The sequence below is a fragment of the Bacillus sp. FSL P2-0099 genome (genome assembly GCF_038007445.1).
In the GTDB taxonomy this organism is placed as follows: domain Bacteria; phylum Bacillota; class Bacilli; order Bacillales; family Bacillaceae_G; genus Bacillus_A; species Bacillus_A mycoides.
Genome location: NZ_JBBOXE010000001.1, coordinates 197,981 through 213,567 on the forward strand (window position 1 = coordinate 197,981; position 15,587 = coordinate 213,567).

Genomic DNA, 15,587 nt, shown 5'->3' on the forward strand with positions numbered 1-15,587 from the left:
TATGTTATAAAAAACGATACCATTTTTAAGAGAATTTTGTAAAAAGAAACGGCTTATCGTAAGTGGAATAGATGAGTGGGGGGGGTTACAGGAGAAAATTTATAGTAAGTATAAGAGTTATTTCTTATACTGTTGATAGGGAGTTTATTACATATCTGGGGAGAGATAAATATGGTTAGAAGTCCACTTTTTTTACTCATTTCTAGTATTATTTGCATATTAGTTGGATTCTATATCCGATCAAGTTATATTGAAATTTTCGCATCGGTTATGGGGATTATTAATGTTTGGTTACTTGCAAGGGAAAAGGTATCAAACTTTTTATTTGGGATGATTACAGTTGCGGTATTTCTGTATATTTTCACTACACAAGGCTTATACGCAATGGCAGTATTAGCAGCCTTCCAATTTATATTTAATGTGTACGGTTGGTATTACTGGATTGCGCGTAGTGGAGAGGAGAAGGTAAAGCCGACAGTTCGCTTAGATTTGAAAGGATGGATTATTTATATACTTTTTATTTTAGTTGCTTGGATTGGTTGGGGATATTATCAAGTCCGTTATTTAGAATCGACAAGTCCATATTTAGATGCTTTAAACGCTGTATTAGGATTAGTAGCTCAATTTATGCTGAGCCGAAAAATCTTAGAAAATTGGCATTTATGGATTTTGTATAACATAGTTAGCATTGTGATTTATATTTCAACGGGCTTATACGTCATGTTAGTATTAGCTATTATTAATCTATTTTTATGTATCGATGGCTTGCTAGAATGGAAGAAAAACCATAAAGAGCGAGAACGTGTAAATAATTATATTTAGAAAATAATTGTAATCAAAAACCCCCCTGAAGCATATACGTTTCAGGGGGGGTAAATATAGTGTGAATTTATGCTTTTGTCATACCAAGCAATACAGCGCCGCCAATAATTAAAACACTACCTAGTGCAATAAAGATCAATTGACGTTTTGTTTTCTTTTCACCTAAGAAGACAATCGCACCGAATGTTGAGATAACGATTCCAGTTTGAGATAACGGGAAGCTTGTCGCTACTCCGACACGTGGTAATGAAAGAAGTAAGAATAAGTTTCCTGTTCCCCATAGTAAACCAGATAAAGCATTACGCATTGCATATTTGTTAAATGGTTTATGTTTAGACGTCAGTACAACCGCACCAACGAACATACCAACTGCCTGTGGTAAAATAGCAGACCAACCATCAATGTTATACCAACGAATAATAATTACATATACAAGATAACCGAAAGTAGAAACAATTAAAGTAAGAAGTCCCTTTTTCAATTGTCCTGGTGGCTGTGCATTTTCTTTATCATCTAGTGATGTGAATACAACACCAACTACGATTAATAGGATTGCAATCGTTCCCAGAACAATCGTTGTTGTAGTAGTCCACTCACGGAAAGCGATAACCCCAAAGATAGAAGTTGCAACAAGTTGCATACCAGTAGAAATCGTTACAGTAGTTGAAACACCTAGTTTTTCAACTGTTTTTAATTGGTTTACTTGTCCTAAAGCCCAGAATAAACCTGAAATAAAACCAACAATCAAGACTGTCATTGTTAAAGCTGGTTGAGTAAATACATACATAACTGTTGCGAAGAATAGAGCACCGATTGTCATACCTACCGTTTGGCTATATGCACCACCGCCCATTTTTACGCTTACTAATAAGATGTTTCCCCATGCGATTGCAGGAAGAAGCGCTAATAAAATGTCCATTACAAGACTCCCTTCGGTTTTCTATACCAATATAATTACATATCGTTCTAACGATCGGTAATGCCCCACTAATAGAGTAGAAGATTACCGATCGCTAAAACAGGATGAAGAACTTACGATATAAATGCGTTTTCATTTCTTCACTTTTTGAAACACTTTCATATAATAACAGGAAATTACCTATTTTAGAAAGTGAATTCAAATAAAATGTATATTTAAATAAGAAATAAAATTCAGTCATTAGTTAGGTCATTTTATTTTTCGGGAAATAAAAAAAGCAGCTTTTGTCGAAAACTGCTTTAGGAAGTGGTAATTCGCTTGTTAATGATTTGAATACATAATAAAAATAGTAATGACATGCTAATTGTTATGATGACAAGAGTCCAAGCGAGTTGCATATTACTTGCATCAATAGCCATATAAATTGCAGTTGGAATCGTTTGTGTTTTGCCAGGTATATTTCCTGCAAACATTAAAGTAGCACCAAATTCCCCGAGTGCGCGAACGAAGCTTAAAATCATACCGCTAAGTAGCGCGGGGAATGCAAGTGGGAGTGTAACGTGTAGAAAAACTTGATATTCACTCGCACCAAGGTCGCGCGCACCATCTTCAATTTGCACATTCGCGATGGAAAATCCTGTTTTTGCTGATTGATACATGAGCGGAAATGCAACGACTGTAGAAGCAATGATAGCAGCAGTAGATGTAAACATAATGGACTGCTGAAATAATGATTCAATCCACTTTCCAATGGGACTGTTATTTCCAAAAATGATAATTAGAAAAAAGCCGATAACAGTTGGTGGAAGCACCATTGGTAATAAGAAAATAGTTTCTAGTAGTACTTTATATCGCCACGAGGAGCGCGCTAATGCTCGTCCAATAATCGTTCCTAAGATCGTAACGATAATGGTGGCGCATGCAGCTACTCGCAAGGATAGAAAGACAGGTGACAAAATTGTATCAAAGCTCATAGCAATTATGGCAGGATTGTAAATCCATATTTCTTAAAGATAGATTGTGCATCTTTTGATTGCAAATACTCATAGAATGAAGTCGCCTCTTTCTTATGCTTAGATTCCTTTATAACACCTAAAGGATAGTGGATTGGCTCATGAGAATTAGCCGCTACCGCCTCTACAATTTTCACCTTGTCTGAAACGAGAGCGTCTGTTTTATATACAATACCAGCATCAACATTACCTGTTTCTACATATGTTAACACTTGGCGAACATCTTTTGTAAATACGATTTTATTTTGAACGTCATTCCAAAGATTTTCATGTGTGAGAGAAGCTTTTGCATATTTTCCTGCAGGTACAGATTCGGGTGTACCAAGTGCGATTTTCTTGATTTTCGCATCCTTTAAATCTTGAAATTTTGTAAGAGAACTATCTTTTGGAACGACTAGAACTAGTTCATTTCCAAGAAGGTTTTTCCCTTCTTTTTCATTAATGAATCCTTTTTTAACAAGGGTTTGAAATTTATCTTCTGCTGCAGAGAAGAATAAATCAGCAGGTGCACCTTGTTCGATTTGTTGTTGAAGTGCACCAGAAGCACCGAAGTTAAAAGAAAGTTTAATGTTTGGTTCTTTCTCTTTATATTGTTTTTCAATTTCTTTTAGTGAATCTTGTAAACTTGCAGCCGCTGATATAGTCAGCTCCACTGATTTTCCCTCTTTAGCAGCTGACTTTTCTTCGCTTGAACAAGCTGCACTGAATATAAGAAGAAAAGAAAGTATAAGTACCCCAATGGATCGTAATGTAAATTTGTTCATAAAAAATCCCCCTTCGTTTACTAAACCAATTATAACTAATTATAACTAAATATAACTAGTTATAATTGAATATAATTTGAACGATATAGTTGTTTTTAAAAACTAGGAGAAATATTCTTTTCTTTGTTACAATGAAGGAAGAAAGTGAGGAATCGTCTATGGATCATCATTCCTACACAACGGAAGAAGTAGCAAAGCGATTAAAAGTATCAAAACTAACTGTATACGACTTAATTAAAAAAGGAGAACTGCCTTCTTATAGAGTTGGTAGACAGATGCGCATTGATGCAGCTGATTTAGAACAATATATAAAGCAAATGAAAACAGGGAAGGTACAATTTACTCCTGTAAAGAAGGACGAAATTAGTAGTTCGAATACACGCATCATTAGTGGTCAAGAACTAACGTTAGATATGTTGGCAAAGCATATAGAAAATCGATTGCCAAATTCTAATATATTGAGAGCGTATCAAGGTAGTTTAACGAGTTTAGTGAAGATGTACCAAGGAGAAGGAAGCGTCGTTAGTTTACACTTATTTGATGGTGAAACGGGTACATATAATGTTCCTTACGTAAAACGTATTTTAGTTGGACAACCATATATTATGATGAATTTATTAGCAAGAAATGTTGGGTTTTATGTGCAAAAAGGGAATCCACAAAATATAAAAACATGGGCTGATTTAGCTCAGTCATCTATACGATTTGTAAATCGAGAAAAAGGTTCTGGTATTAGGGTGTTAGTGGATGAGCAATTGCGAATTCAAAAATTAAGTAAAGAAGATATTAACGGGTATGAATGGGAAGAATCGAATCACCTTGGCGTTGCCTCGCAAGTCGCGAATGGAAAAGCTGATATTGGGGTAGGATCAGAAAAGTTTTCCCAAATTGTGAACGTAGACTTTATTCCAATAATGAAAGAACAGTATGATTTAGTACTTCTGAAGAATAAAGAAAATGAGGAACTTATTGAGGTTATAAAAGAGGTTTTGCAATCTGAAGAGTTTCACAATGAATTAAAAGCAATTGGTGGATATGATATAAGCAAAACAGGCCAAATTATATATGAAACAAACTAAAAGGCTGCTTGTCTATAAGACGAGCAGCCTTTTCTATATATAAAGGGGTTGGGGGAAACAAAGTGTTAAATAAGACTTTGAGCAAGTGCATAAATGAATGCAGTAAGAAGATTAGCTCCACTTGCAAGTCCGATAAAGTCTGATTTGTTGAAAGTAATGTTGTTCATTATAATCTCTCCTTATTTGTTTAATGTAGTTGCAACTGCTTTTGCATCGATAAGTGCGGATAGCACCATGCCCATTGTATTGAAAAATTTGTTTGATTTCATTTTGTTCATCATGCGTATCCGCTCCTTTTCGAATTGTTGTTGCCCTGCTTTCTGTCTTAATTATATGAAATATAGCAGCCTGCAACTATCGAATTGGCTTACGTAAGACTTACACTTTTAAAGCATATTGATATGATGATGTGCTTCAATTGTTTTTAAAAAGCTTCGCATCGAATTGGTCATGTAACTATCTTTACGGCGTATGAAAACAGTTGAAATACTACCATATTTCTCCGGAATTGGATGACAGTGTACTTTACCTGCTGTAGAAAGGTGCTGCACCGCAGACTGGGGGACGAGTGTAATCCCAAGACCGAGCGCTACGCTATTTAATATAGTTTCTAATATGTTAAACTCCATAATTCTTTTTGGTAGCAAACCTTCATCTTTAAGCCATCGTTCAAGCTTGGAACGGTATCCACATCCTTGATTAAAAACGAGTAGGGGCGTCGTAGTAAATTCTTCTATATGAAAAGCTTTATTTTGTGTAACAAGCATTAATTTCTCAGTACTAACATCGTATTGTTCAATTAGTGGATGTTTAATAGGACCTGATATAAAGGCGCCATCTAATTGGTGATCGAGTACTTCTCTAATAAGCTCTTCCGTTAGACCAGCTTGTAATGATAAATCGACATTTGGATAGCTTTTGTAGTAAGAAGACAAAATGGTAGGCAATGTACTGACTGTTTCGACTGTACCGATTTTTAATATGCCAGATGGTGTTTCACTATCTAAAAACACTTGTTTTAGCTCTTCAACATCTTGCAAAATTTTATGAACGTAAACGAGCATTTTTCTTCCTTCAGCTGTTAAAGTCATGCCTCGCTTATGACGGTAAAAGAGAGGTGTTTTCAGCTCGTTTTCTAATTGTTTAATACGTGCGGTTACATTTGATTGTACGTAATTTAATTCCTTTGCTGCGCCGCTTACACTACCGCGGTCGGCAACGCTCTGGAAGATTTGTAAGTCTCGTAATTCCATTTTATGCTCCTCCTTGATGTTAACTATCATTATAAATGATAGTTAACATCATTTTGAATCATTTTACGTGATATATTTTTTCTTTTACAATTCTCTTTGTGCAAATAGAAAGAAGCGGGGGATTGTGGTGAGAAAAGGTCAAATGATAATAGGTGCTTTGGCATGTTTAATTGCAAGTATGTCATGGGGAGCGATGTTTCCGGTTGCTGATCATGCTCTAGAATACATAGATCCATTTTATTTTTCGTTTATTCGTTATGGTGCGGTAGCAATTGTATTGATTGTATTATTGCTAATGAAAGAAGGAAAGAAGGCATTTCGCTTAGAAGGAAGAGGGAAGTTACTCGTCTTTTTTGGAACAATGGCTTTTACCGTATATAATGTATTAATTTTTCTAGGACAAATGTTAATGGGAAAATCAGGTGTAATGGTAGCTTCTATTATGGAGGCGCTTATGCCAATGATTTCAATTTGTATTTTATGGGGATATAAAAATATAAAGCCGAAGAAATATATGATAACGAGCATGATTATTGCGTTTGTAGGGGCTGTATTTGTTATTACGAAAGGTGATATGAGTTTCTTTTTAACATTGAAAGATAACATGTTTTCGCTAGCATTTATATTTGTTGGTGTTGTAGGATGGGTTATTTATACGATGGGTGGTCAAACGTGTAGCGATTGGTCAACATTACGCTATTCTACTTTGACATGTGTATTGGGTACAACTGTCACAGGGATTATAACTGTGGTCATTACAGTGCTTGGATATGTATCTGTTCCAAGTATGGAAACGATTTCTATTGTGAAGTATGATTTGTTATTTATGATGACATTACCAGGTATCGTAGCACTACTTGCTTGGAACTACGGTGTGAAAATCTTATCATCCATTAATGGTATTTTATTTATTAACTTTGTGCCAATTACTACTTTAGTTATTATGATGATGCAAGGGTATAAAATAACAACATTTGATATTGTAGGAACATTATTTGTTATTGCAGCGCTTATTCGTAATAATGTTTGTCAGAGAAAAGAAGAAAATATAAATAAACAAATTTTGCAAGAAAAGCAATTGCGTCAAGCTGTTTAATAGGCAACTGGAGGATTTTATATGTTAGAAAGTTTATTGTTTTTCTTTGCTGCTGGAGTTGCCTGCGAGCTTGCAGCAATTAATCGAAACGGTCGTAAAAATATAAAACAACAAGCTGAATTGATACAGCTTTTAAAAGACTTGAAGGAAAGAAAAATTAAAAAGACGACCGGGCATAGACGGTCGTCTTTTCTATTATTATTTATATAAAGGGGAAAGGGGACACAAAGTTATATAAGCGTAGCAGCGTAAATGAAAGCAGTAAGAAGAATCGAGCCGCTAGCTAGTCCTAAAAAATCTAATTTATTAAAAGTCATGTTATTCATTATAAATTCTCCTTACTTGTTTAATGTAGAAACAACAGCTTTTGCATCGATAAGAGCGGAGAATACCATGCATATTGTATTTAAGAAATTGTTCGTTTTCATTTTGTTCATCATATAGATCCGCTCCTTTTCAAATGGTTGTTGTTACTTTCTGACTTAATTGTATAAGATAGTGGAGGGAGCCGCTATCGAATTAGCTTACAAGAAAATTACACTTTTGTAAGAATTGAAATTTAACAATAAATACTTATTTTTATTACCAACTCCTAAAACTTAGTGTTATAATCGTTGTAAGAAAATGATTATACTTCGGATATTCAGAAAGGAACGAAACAAATGTATAAACCAATTACATTTTCGTTGAAATATATATTTAAAATGGCTGGGAAGGTAGAAGTACAAGGGAGAGAGAAATTACCGGAAGGTGGCCCTTACGTTGTTGCGTGTACACATACAAGTTTTATGGATGTTTTAATGTTAGCGGCAGGAATGTACCCAACCCAAATTCATTACATGGCAAAAAAAGAATTGTTTGAAGGGAAATTTAAAAATTGGTTTTTTAAAAATGTAAATGCATTCCCTGTAGACCGTGCGAATCCAGGGCCAAGCACATTAAAAATTCCATCACGTTTATTAAAAGAAGGAAAAGTAGTAGGGATTTTTCCGAGTGGGACGAGGTCATCAGAAGACGTTTCACTAAAAGCTGGGGCTGTTACGATTGCAATGCGTTCTAACGTTCCGTTAATACCGGCAGCTTATGTTGGTCCATCAAGTATAAAAGAATTGATAAAAGGAAAAAAAGCGCGATTAGTTTTTGGAGACCCAATTCAAATCGATGCTGAAGAACAAATAGACCGAAAAACGGCTATGAAAATGATGACAGATGAATTAAATGCAAAGTTTGAAGAACTAAAGGAAGTTTTGCAGCCGAATCAAAAATAAGAAAAGACGATCGTGCATAGACGGTCGTCTTTTCTATTATTATTTATATAAAGGGGAAAGGGGACACGAAGTTATAGTGTAGCAGCGTAAATGAAAGCAGTAAGAAGAACCGTGCCGCTAGCTAGTCCTAAAAAATCTAATTTATTAAAAGTGATTTTGTTCATAATGCATTCTCCTTACTTGTTTAATGTAGAAGCAACAGCTTTTGCATCGATAAGAGCGGAAAATACCAAGCTCATTGTATTTAAGAAATTGTTCGTTTTCATTTTGTTCATCATATAGATCCGCTCCTTTTCAAATGGTTGTTGCCCTGTTTCTGACTTAATTATATGAAATGTTGCGGAGAGTCACTATCGAATTAGCTTACAGGAAAATTACACTTTTGTAAGAAAAACGAATGAAAGTGTCATGATGAGAAGATTTGACATATGTTCATGTGATTCATTAAGTTAAAAGTAGAGGTGAGTGTATGGCTAATATTAAAGATATTGCAAAGATGGCTGGGGTTTCAGTTACGACTGTTTCGAGGGTATTAAATGATCATCCATATGTAAGTGAAGAAAAAAGGAAAGTTGTTTTAGAAATAGTTGAGAAATTGAATTACTCGCAAAATGCAAATGCTGTTCATTTATCAAAAGGGAAGACGAATATTGTTGGCGTGATTTTACCTTATATTAATCATCCGTCTTTTGATGCGATGGTGGGTGGAATGATGGAAGTTGCGTTAGCTCATAATTACAGGGTGCTTCTTTGTCAAACGAACTACAATAAAAAAGAAGAAATGAAAAGTTTACATATGTTGAAAACAAAGCAACTAGACGGTCTTATCATTTGTTCTCGTGCTAATGAGTGGGAAACTATAGAGCCTTATGCAGCGTATGGGGCGGTTATTGCTTGTGAGGATAATGATATTGAAAGCATATCGAGTGTATATACAGATCATTTTAATGCCTTTCAATTAGGGATGAGTTACCTTATTGAAAAAGGTTATAAGAAGATTGGATATTGTACGGGAAGAAAGTTAGGGCCAAGTAGTAAGAAACGTTTTGATGCTTATAAACAACAGCTACAATTAATAGATGAAGAAGTGATGGAAGATCGGATTTTCACAGAATGCTTTACGTTAGAAGATGGTGTAAGAGTTGCACATCAATTCAAGGAGATGGAGAATCCTCCTGAAGCATTAATAGTGGCAGGAGATGAAGTTGCTATTGGGATCATGACAGAAGTTGAAAAATTAGGTATTGAAGTTCCTGAGGATTTAGCGATTATTGGTTTTGATAATCAACCGATTTCTCAAGTTTTACAACTGACAACCATTGACCAAAATTTAAAGGGAATAGGTAAGACGGCTTTTGAAATGTTTTATAGGCAAGTAAGTGATGAGGGTTCTAAACAAGAAAAGATGGAAATTCCGTATAAACTTGTGGAACGCTCGACGGTTTAGTATTTATCCGTTATGTGTATAATCACATAACGGATTATTTTTTGAAATGTCTTTGACAGGAAACGCGTTTCATACTTTATAAAAGAGTTACACCGGTCTGTAATAATCCATGGATTCTTTTCAAGTGCTAAAACAATGAATAGAATTTGGAGGAATATGCATGAATGAACTTTTATTAAGTATGAAAAAATATGTAGAGGATGACGAAAAGATTTTAGCGTTTGTCGTAGGGATATTTGAAAAGGATGACTTTACTTTATGTTATCAACATGGGATTTTTGTTGCCACTACTAGACGTCTTCTATTTTACGGGAAATTTTCGTGCTATCCTGCGATATTTGAAGAGTATTCATATTTGCATATAGATGACATAGATTTCCGTCCATATTTCGAATGTACTTGTAATCGTGAAACCATTAGAGCTAAGTATATTCAGAGTGGGAATGTGGAGCGCTTTGTCCGTACAGTTAGAGCTAATATGAATAATTAATCACCCCTTTGTTTAAACATAATATCTTGGTCTTTGTGAGGGAAAATGCGGAATAAAAACAACTTCTAAACCTCTAGGAGATAGTGATACAATGTCAAATGGGGGGAGGTATGAACTATGGTTAATCAACGTATAAAGGAAATAACACTAATTACAATTGGTTCATTATTATTCGCAATTGGTATTAATTACTTTGCAATTCCAAACCGTTTATCAGAGGGTGGAATTATTGGTTTAACGGTTGTTACGTACTATTTATTTGATTGGTCACCAGGAATTGTGAATTTTGGTTTGAATGCAATTTTATTAGCTGTAGGTTATAAATTTTTTGATAAGAAAACGATGGTTTACACAATTATAGGTATTGTGGAAACCTCTTTGTTTTTATATGTTACAGAACATATCGAATATCAAGTAAATAGTGATACGTTACTAGCAGCTTTATTTGCTGGTGTATTTGTAGGTATCGGATTAGGCTGTATGTTCAAAGCTGGAGGTACATCAGGAGGATCGGCAATTTTAGCTCGACTAGCAAATCAATATTTAGGTTGGAGCGTTGGTAAAGGCGTACTTATTATTGATATCGTTGTAATTGCGGGTTCTGTATTTATAATAGGACAAGAAAAGGCAATGTATACACTTGTAGCTGTATTTGTCGGAGCGAAAGTAATTGATTTCATCGTGGAAGGTATGGATACAAAAACAGCTGTTACAATCATTTCAAATCAACCGGATTTAATACGTGAAACTATTACAAAAAACATGACACGCGGTGTCACTGTATTAGAGGGACGCGGCGGATATACTGGTAAAAATAAAGAAGTTTTATATATCGTTATTAATAAACAAGAGCTTGTTAAGTTAAAGCAAGTTATTAGTAGAGTTGATGAAGATGCCTTCGTTGTCATTCACGATGTGCGTGATGTACTTGGCGGTGGCTTTAAAGCAAGCTAAAAGGTGAACGAGAAAATTCGTTCATCTTTTTTTATTCTTACAAAAATGTAAGGGTAATGTAATGGGATTGAATGGTAGATTAAATTCCTGCTCTTTAGAATGGATGTATAAGTATCCTGCAGAGGAGGAAGATCAGTATTATGAAGAAAAAAATAATTACTACTGTAATAGCCATGGTAGTGATAGTAGTAGTATTACTACCTACGAAACTTGGACCGGTTATTGATAAATATAATCCGCTTTATACGACGAAAGAATACTATACAATTGTGGATGCGATTGGTCAGCATGTCGGTGATGAATGGTATGAATATGAATTTATTGCATTTGATGAACGTGGAAGAGAACAAAAAATAAAGAAGACTGTTAAGCATATGTTAAAGAGAGATGAAGCATTAAAGGTGTACGCAAAAGGACGCTACGGCGAGGCAATTGAAGAAATTGAAGCTGGAAATATTCCTATTAATGCGAAGAGTAAACTTTTAACGATGAGATAGCGAATTATACCCCCGCCTATTTTTTGTCGAAAATAAAAATACTAGGTAGGGGTATTTTAGATCCGTGAAAAAGCCTTAGTCCATATGGACTAAGGCTTTTCTTATTATATAAGGGGGAAGGGGGTACATTGTAGTAGCATGAGTGAAAGGTATAAGAAGAGTCGGCTACTAGCAATGTAATTTGGTTATGTGAGTATTCTTCTTATTTGGCTTACTTTCTAACCTTATTGTACAAAGTATAGGTAAGGGGAACTATCGAATTACATTACACATAGCTTACAAACATGTAAGACTCCTGTAATGCAATTCGATAGTTAAAAGATAGTAAATTTAATATAGTGTAACTAGAAAGTCTCATTTTATTACTTTCTGATTCGCAATGTTAATGAAGAACGAAAAACCAACTAACTTTGAATAGGCCTCATCTTAGCTTAAGATGAGGCCTTTTTTCAAACCTTACAACATTGTAAGGTTTACGTAAGTTAATTCGATAGTAAATTTGTCATATTTTTTGCATAATAGATACAAATAGATAAAAAATAATTAGGGATATATTAAGAAGGGAGAAAACTGGGATGCGTAAAGAAGAAGTAGTGAAGTTTCCAATTAAAGATTTCTGTAGCTACTTTACTGTTGCCGTAGTATGTATTGGATTATTTGATATAATAACAAATTTAATTGTTAACTAATATAGATGATAAAACAAGAAGGAAGACCCTTTCTTGTTTTTTTTATGGGGGCATAAAGATGAAATTGATTGATAGCCATATACATGTTGATCAATATGAGAATGAAGAGAAAAGTAGATTATTTATAGATGTGGAAAACAGTAAAGAGATACAAGGGCTTATTGCAGTATCTATGAATTATCAATCATGTCTAGAAACTTTATCTTTAGCAAAGCGATATCCTTTTGTACATCCAGCAATAGGTTTTCATCCGGAGCAGCCGATTCATAAAGAGGAATGTGAGAAAATTTATAAATTAATTGAAGATCATGTAGATGAAATTGTTGCGATTGGTGAAGTGGGACTCCCATATTATTTAAGGAAAGAAGATGAAAATATTGCTATTGATCCATACATAGCGGTGTTAAAAAAGTTTGTGGAACTAGCTAGTAAATACGATTTACCAATTATATTGCATGCGGTTTATGAAGATACTGACACTGTATGTGGTTTACTTGAAGAATATAAAGTTTCGCGTGCACACTTTCATTGGTTTAAAGGAAGTGAAGAGACAATGAAACGGATGATGAGGAACGGTTATTATATTTCTATCACACCGGATGTTTTACATAAGGAGAAAATTAGAAAAATAGTTTCGTATTATCCGCTTGAATATATGATGGTAGAAACAGATGGGCCGTGGGAATTTCAGAAGGATACGATGACACATCCTTATATGATAAAAGATGTATTACAAGAAATTAGTATAATAAAAAAAATATCAGTAGAGAAAGTTACTGAGCAAATATATGCGAATACGGTGCGATTTTATAAAGTTAGTGAGTCATAAAAAAACACCAAGCATCTCGCTTGGTGTTTTTTTATGACTCTAATTTTTTCGCACGTCTTAATAATAAAAGAAAGACAATTATAATGAACCCAATTATAAGGAAGAACCCATATTGTTTTATATAATCAATTATGTCATTCGCACTTGTTGGTTTTTCAACGTGAATGCCTTCTTTATTAGTAGTAATATGAATATCTTTCATTTTTACTTCATTCATGTCTTTTTGTAAATCAATCCACTCTATGTTTGGAATACTTTCTAGTTCTTTTAATACTTCTTTTAATGGTTCAACGCCCAAGTAAGGATGATAAAATGCACCGATAATTCCATCAGATAGTTTAGTGATAGATAAAGCACGTTCTTTCATTTTTGCTATAGCTTGTGGCTTCCCTTCTTCAATAAAGCCAACAGTTTCAGGAATTAATTTCATCCCATGCAAAAATGACGGTGTACTTATATAAGCTGGTGAGTGCATTGATTTCCAAGTTGTATCGTTAAGTTGTATTTGTCCTACATAAGTTGAAAAATATTGTGATAGTATTTCATATCCTTTTTGAGACATTGTATAGTGCGGAGCTTCAAAGGCAACTGGATATAATTTAGCTTCTACAAGCTCTGTAATCCCTTTTTCAATATGATCTTTAATATATTTTTCTTCGAAGGCTTTCCCGTTTTTTACGTATTTATTATAGTCTTCTGTAGACTGAAAATCTTTTTTTGTTTTTGATTTTTCATGGTTTGGTTGGCGAATTGGTTGATCTGTTTTTACATCCCAAAATTCAAAACCTTCGCCAGTTTCACTATCATAAAACTGATGTGTGTAACCATGCATAACGATAGAGCCACCATTATCTTGCATAAAGTGTAAAACATCGATTAATTCAGAGTTATCCTTTAAATGTACTGTTTTTCCTGTGTCTGGATCTTTGTAAACAGGGATAACGGTAATCATATAAGGGAGCTTTTCCTCTTTTAGTAATTCAGCGATTTCTTTTAATTGCTTTACATCTACAGCTGGATGAACGTCTTCAAGACGTAAATAAGCTGAATTTTTATCTGTCATAGGCTTTTGTTCGAAGTAAGAAAATAGCATTTCACCGACGTAATGAGACATCCAATCAAAAAGGTTTGGAGTCGCGACATAATAGGATGTTCCTTGTTGAATGATTAACGGATGAGTTCCATCAGCACTCAAGGCGTAAGCAAGAGTTGTTCCTTTTGTTTCAATTTTCTTCATTAAGCGTTCTTCATGTAATTCATTTTTTAACTGGTTAGTCGGATATCCTATAGTGTGAATTCGTATATCGGTTTCTTTCGAGGTAATGAAAGAAAAACGATTAGATAATTGTTCAAAATTTTGTCCTAAAACTAATATGGGACCTGAGAAGTTTTCTAGAAATTGTTTTACTTCAGTAGAAAAATCTTCTTTTTTCTCTCCGATATAAACAATATGTGTATAAGAAGATGAGTTAGTAGTTTCATTTACCTCTTTTAAACTTTTTACTGTTATATCATTTGTGAAATGTCCTAACTGAGTATTAAGGATTTGTACATTGTTTGTAATTTTATTGTCTTCTGTACTATACAAAATAAGTACTTTTGGCTTGGATGATGTTTGCGCAGATGTGTGTATAGGAATAAGTAGTAAAATGCTAAAAAAGAGTAGTAGGAATTTTTTCATTTATATATGCTCCTAGTCTATGTAGAATTCAATTTACAATTATATACAAAAAATAAGTTATAGTCTATGTAAGTTACATTTTTGTACGTATTTACCATATGTTTTTTCGCAAAATCGGTCTAAAGCATGATGATAATATGTATAGTAATTTGCTATGATTGAAAGGTAAGAGAATGATAGAGTGTTGGTAATTGTAAAAGAAAGGCTGAAAGGGGACAAATTTCAGCGGAGAAAGAGGTAGAGGTAGTGAAGAAATTCTTTGTAGGATTTTTAGTTGTTCTTGGAGTGTATTTATATTTCCAAGGAAAGTCTGAAGGAATGGGTAAGCTAATGAATGAAACAAGCTATGTTGATTCAGAAGAAGCAAAACAGATGAAACAAATCATTATAGAGGAAGCAAAGAAAGTAAACCTTCCGGAATGGATACCTCTTACAATTGCCGAACACGAAAGTAGGTTAAATCCAAGAAGTGTTGGAGATAACGGAACTTCATTCGGATTGTTTCAATTACACCGCGGTGGTGGGCTTGCGCCAGATCATTTAACTGATGAAGAGCTGAAAGATCCACGTACAAATGCGCAAATTGCAATGCCGCATTTAATGAAAGGTTATAAGCGCGGGGTGCAAAAAGGTTTGACTGATTTTGCATTACTGAAATATATAGCGAATACATCTGGATGGCCAGGGAATTTAGGACCAGAGTGGACGGATAACAATATGAAGTATAACATCGGATTAGAGGATGTATACTATCGAAATAAAGGTGTAATCAAAGAGTAGGTTTTC

General features: G+C 34.2%; 19 protein-coding genes. 11 read left to right on the top strand and 8 right to left on the bottom strand.

Annotated features, from left to right (window positions below):
• Positions 1-171: 171 nt before the first annotated feature.
• Positions 172-822, top strand: coding sequence for a nicotinamide riboside transporter PnuC (gene pnuC / locus MKY90_RS01125; protein WP_002091429.1), 651 nt, complete (start codon positions 172-174; stop codon positions 820-822).
• Between the two features lie 67 nt (positions 823-889).
• Here the strand turns inward: pnuC and MKY90_RS01130 are convergent, their stop codons facing one another.
• The 3 genes from MKY90_RS01130 to modA all read right to left on the bottom strand — a co-directional run bounded on the left by MKY90_RS01130 (position 890) and on the right by modA (position 3,518).
• Positions 890-1,741, bottom strand: coding sequence for a GRP family sugar transporter (locus MKY90_RS01130; RefSeq protein ID WP_000353554.1), 852 nt, complete (start codon positions 1,739-1,741; stop codon positions 890-892).
• Between the two features lie 299 nt (positions 1,742-2,040).
• Positions 2,041-2,715 carry a molybdate ABC transporter permease subunit gene (gene modB, locus MKY90_RS01135; protein ID WP_002169310.1) on the bottom strand — a complete coding sequence of 225 codons (675 nt, stop codon included), beginning with the start codon at positions 2,713-2,715 and terminating at the stop codon, positions 2,041-2,043.
• Positions 2,716-2,720: 5 nt separating this feature from the next.
• Complete coding sequence (modA, locus tag MKY90_RS01140; RefSeq protein ID WP_002169309.1) at positions 2,721-3,518, bottom strand: molybdate ABC transporter substrate-binding protein; 798 nt, start codon at positions 3,516-3,518, stop codon at positions 2,721-2,723.
• Positions 3,519-3,649: 131 nt separating this feature from the next.
• Here modA and MKY90_RS01145 point away from each other — a divergent pair, with 131 nt between their 5' ends.
• Complete coding sequence (locus MKY90_RS01145) at positions 3,650-4,597, top strand: helix-turn-helix transcriptional regulator (RefSeq protein ID WP_033708172.1); 948 nt, start codon at positions 3,650-3,652, stop codon at positions 4,595-4,597.
• Positions 4,598-4,662: 65 nt separating this feature from the next.
• On the opposite strand, the gene MKY90_RS01150 is transcribed toward MKY90_RS01145, so the two are convergent.
• Together MKY90_RS01150 and MKY90_RS01155 are read right to left on the bottom strand one after the other, a co-directional pair.
• On the bottom strand, positions 4,663-4,764 hold the full coding sequence (locus MKY90_RS01150; protein WP_098168422.1) for a DUF3948 family protein: 102 nt from the start codon (positions 4,762-4,764) through the stop codon (positions 4,663-4,665).
• Positions 4,765-4,983: 219 nt separating this feature from the next.
• The gene (locus MKY90_RS01155; protein ID WP_002029391.1) at positions 4,984-5,850 is read right to left on the bottom strand and encodes a LysR family transcriptional regulator; all 867 of its coding nucleotides are present in this window, start codon (positions 5,848-5,850) and stop codon (positions 4,984-4,986) included.
• A gap of 127 nt (positions 5,851-5,977) precedes the next feature.
• On the opposite strand from MKY90_RS01155, the gene MKY90_RS01160 reads away from it, so the two are divergent.
• Entirely contained in the window at positions 5,978-6,946 is a 969-nt protein-coding gene (locus MKY90_RS01160; RefSeq protein ID WP_002124765.1) for a DMT family transporter, read from the top strand.
• A 21-nt stretch (positions 6,947-6,967) separates the two neighbouring features.
• Positions 6,968-7,156: a YrzO family protein gene (locus MKY90_RS01165; protein WP_341090125.1), complete on the top strand. Its 189-nt coding sequence runs from the start codon at positions 6,968-6,970 to the stop codon at positions 7,154-7,156.
• Positions 7,157-7,176: 20 nt separating this feature from the next.
• On the opposite strand, the gene MKY90_RS01170 is transcribed toward MKY90_RS01165, so the two are convergent.
• On the bottom strand, positions 7,177-7,272 hold the full coding sequence (locus MKY90_RS01170; RefSeq protein ID WP_002124767.1) for a DUF3948 family protein: 96 nt from the start codon (positions 7,270-7,272) through the stop codon (positions 7,177-7,179).
• A 336-nt stretch (positions 7,273-7,608) separates the two neighbouring features.
• Between MKY90_RS01170 and MKY90_RS01175 the strand changes: the two genes are divergently transcribed.
• On the top strand, positions 7,609-8,214 hold the full coding sequence (locus tag MKY90_RS01175) for a lysophospholipid acyltransferase family protein (protein WP_002124771.1): 606 nt from the start codon (positions 7,609-7,611) through the stop codon (positions 8,212-8,214).
• A gap of 71 nt (positions 8,215-8,285) precedes the next feature.
• Here the strand turns inward: MKY90_RS01175 and MKY90_RS01180 are convergent, their stop codons facing one another.
• Positions 8,286-8,378, bottom strand: coding sequence for a DUF3948 family protein (locus tag MKY90_RS01180; protein ID WP_141507006.1), 93 nt, complete (start codon positions 8,376-8,378; stop codon positions 8,286-8,288).
• A 305-nt stretch (positions 8,379-8,683) separates the two neighbouring features.
• Here MKY90_RS01180 and MKY90_RS01185 point away from each other — a divergent pair, with 305 nt between their 5' ends.
• The 5 genes from MKY90_RS01185 (at position 8,684) to MKY90_RS01205 (ending at position 13,120) form a co-directional block, all read left to right on the top strand.
• Entirely contained in the window at positions 8,684-9,661 is a 978-nt protein-coding gene (locus MKY90_RS01185; protein WP_002124775.1) for a LacI family DNA-binding transcriptional regulator, read from the top strand.
• Between the two features lie 160 nt (positions 9,662-9,821).
• Positions 9,822-10,151 carry a PH domain-containing protein gene (locus MKY90_RS01190; RefSeq protein WP_002091410.1) on the top strand — a complete coding sequence of 110 codons (330 nt, stop codon included), beginning with the start codon at positions 9,822-9,824 and terminating at the stop codon, positions 10,149-10,151.
• A 117-nt stretch (positions 10,152-10,268) separates the two neighbouring features.
• Positions 10,269-11,105 carry a YitT family protein gene (locus tag MKY90_RS01195; RefSeq protein WP_002009911.1) on the top strand — a complete coding sequence of 279 codons (837 nt, stop codon included), beginning with the start codon at positions 10,269-10,271 and terminating at the stop codon, positions 11,103-11,105.
• Positions 11,106-11,245: 140 nt separating this feature from the next.
• The gene (locus MKY90_RS01200) at positions 11,246-11,602 is read left to right on the top strand and encodes a YxeA family protein (protein ID WP_002009906.1); all 357 of its coding nucleotides are present in this window, start codon (positions 11,246-11,248) and stop codon (positions 11,600-11,602) included.
• A 747-nt stretch (positions 11,603-12,349) separates the two neighbouring features.
• Positions 12,350-13,120 (top strand): TatD family hydrolase, encoded by a 771-nt coding sequence (locus MKY90_RS01205; RefSeq protein ID WP_002009903.1) that lies wholly within the window; start codon positions 12,350-12,352, stop codon positions 13,118-13,120.
• Positions 13,121-13,151: 31 nt separating this feature from the next.
• Here the strand turns inward: MKY90_RS01205 and MKY90_RS01210 are convergent, their stop codons facing one another.
• Positions 13,152-14,801 carry a DUF2334 domain-containing protein gene (locus MKY90_RS01210; RefSeq protein ID WP_215599098.1) on the bottom strand — a complete coding sequence of 550 codons (1,650 nt, stop codon included), beginning with the start codon at positions 14,799-14,801 and terminating at the stop codon, positions 13,152-13,154.
• A gap of 246 nt (positions 14,802-15,047) precedes the next feature.
• Between MKY90_RS01210 and MKY90_RS01215 the strand changes: the two genes are divergently transcribed.
• The gene (locus MKY90_RS01215) at positions 15,048-15,581 is read left to right on the top strand and encodes a transglycosylase SLT domain-containing protein (protein ID WP_000713256.1); all 534 of its coding nucleotides are present in this window, start codon (positions 15,048-15,050) and stop codon (positions 15,579-15,581) included.
• The last annotated feature ends 6 nt before the right edge of the window (positions 15,582-15,587 follow it).

Coding starts and splice junctions, on each gene's coding strand:
- pnuC (WP_002091429.1), top strand. CDS start 172: ATGGTTAGAAGTCCACTTTTTTTACTCATTTCTAGTATTATTTGCATA.
- MKY90_RS01130 (WP_000353554.1), bottom strand. CDS start 1,741: ATGGACATTTTATTAGCGCTTCTTCCTGCAATCGCATGGGGAAACATC.
- modB (WP_002169310.1), bottom strand. CDS start 2,715: ATGAGCTTTGATACAATTTTGTCACCTGTCTTTCTATCCTTGCGAGTA.
- modA (WP_002169309.1), bottom strand. CDS start 3,518: ATGAACAAATTTACATTACGATCCATTGGGGTACTTATACTTTCTTTT.
- MKY90_RS01145 (WP_033708172.1), top strand. CDS start 3,650: ATGAAGGAAGAAAGTGAGGAATCGTCTATGGATCATCATTCCTACACA.
- MKY90_RS01150 (WP_098168422.1), bottom strand. CDS start 4,764: ATGAACAACATTACTTTCAACAAATCAGACTTTATCGGACTTGCAAGT.
- MKY90_RS01155 (WP_002029391.1), bottom strand. CDS start 5,850: ATGGAATTACGAGACTTACAAATCTTCCAGAGCGTTGCCGACCGCGGT.
- MKY90_RS01165 (WP_341090125.1), top strand. CDS start 6,968: ATGTTAGAAAGTTTATTGTTTTTCTTTGCTGCTGGAGTTGCCTGCGAG.
- MKY90_RS01170 (WP_002124767.1), bottom strand. CDS start 7,272: ATGAATAACATGACTTTTAATAAATTAGATTTTTTAGGACTAGCTAGC.
- MKY90_RS01175 (WP_002124771.1), top strand. CDS start 7,609: ATGTATAAACCAATTACATTTTCGTTGAAATATATATTTAAAATGGCT.
- MKY90_RS01180 (WP_141507006.1), bottom strand. CDS start 8,378: ATGAACAAAATCACTTTTAATAAATTAGATTTTTTAGGACTAGCTAGC.
- MKY90_RS01185 (WP_002124775.1), top strand. CDS start 8,684: ATGGCTAATATTAAAGATATTGCAAAGATGGCTGGGGTTTCAGTTACG.
- MKY90_RS01190 (WP_002091410.1), top strand. CDS start 9,822: ATGAATGAACTTTTATTAAGTATGAAAAAATATGTAGAGGATGACGAA.
- MKY90_RS01195 (WP_002009911.1), top strand. CDS start 10,269: ATGGTTAATCAACGTATAAAGGAAATAACACTAATTACAATTGGTTCA.
- MKY90_RS01200 (WP_002009906.1), top strand. CDS start 11,246: ATGAAGAAAAAAATAATTACTACTGTAATAGCCATGGTAGTGATAGTA.
- MKY90_RS01205 (WP_002009903.1), top strand. CDS start 12,350: ATGAAATTGATTGATAGCCATATACATGTTGATCAATATGAGAATGAA.
- MKY90_RS01210 (WP_215599098.1), bottom strand. CDS start 14,801: ATGAAAAAATTCCTACTACTCTTTTTTAGCATTTTACTACTTATTCCT.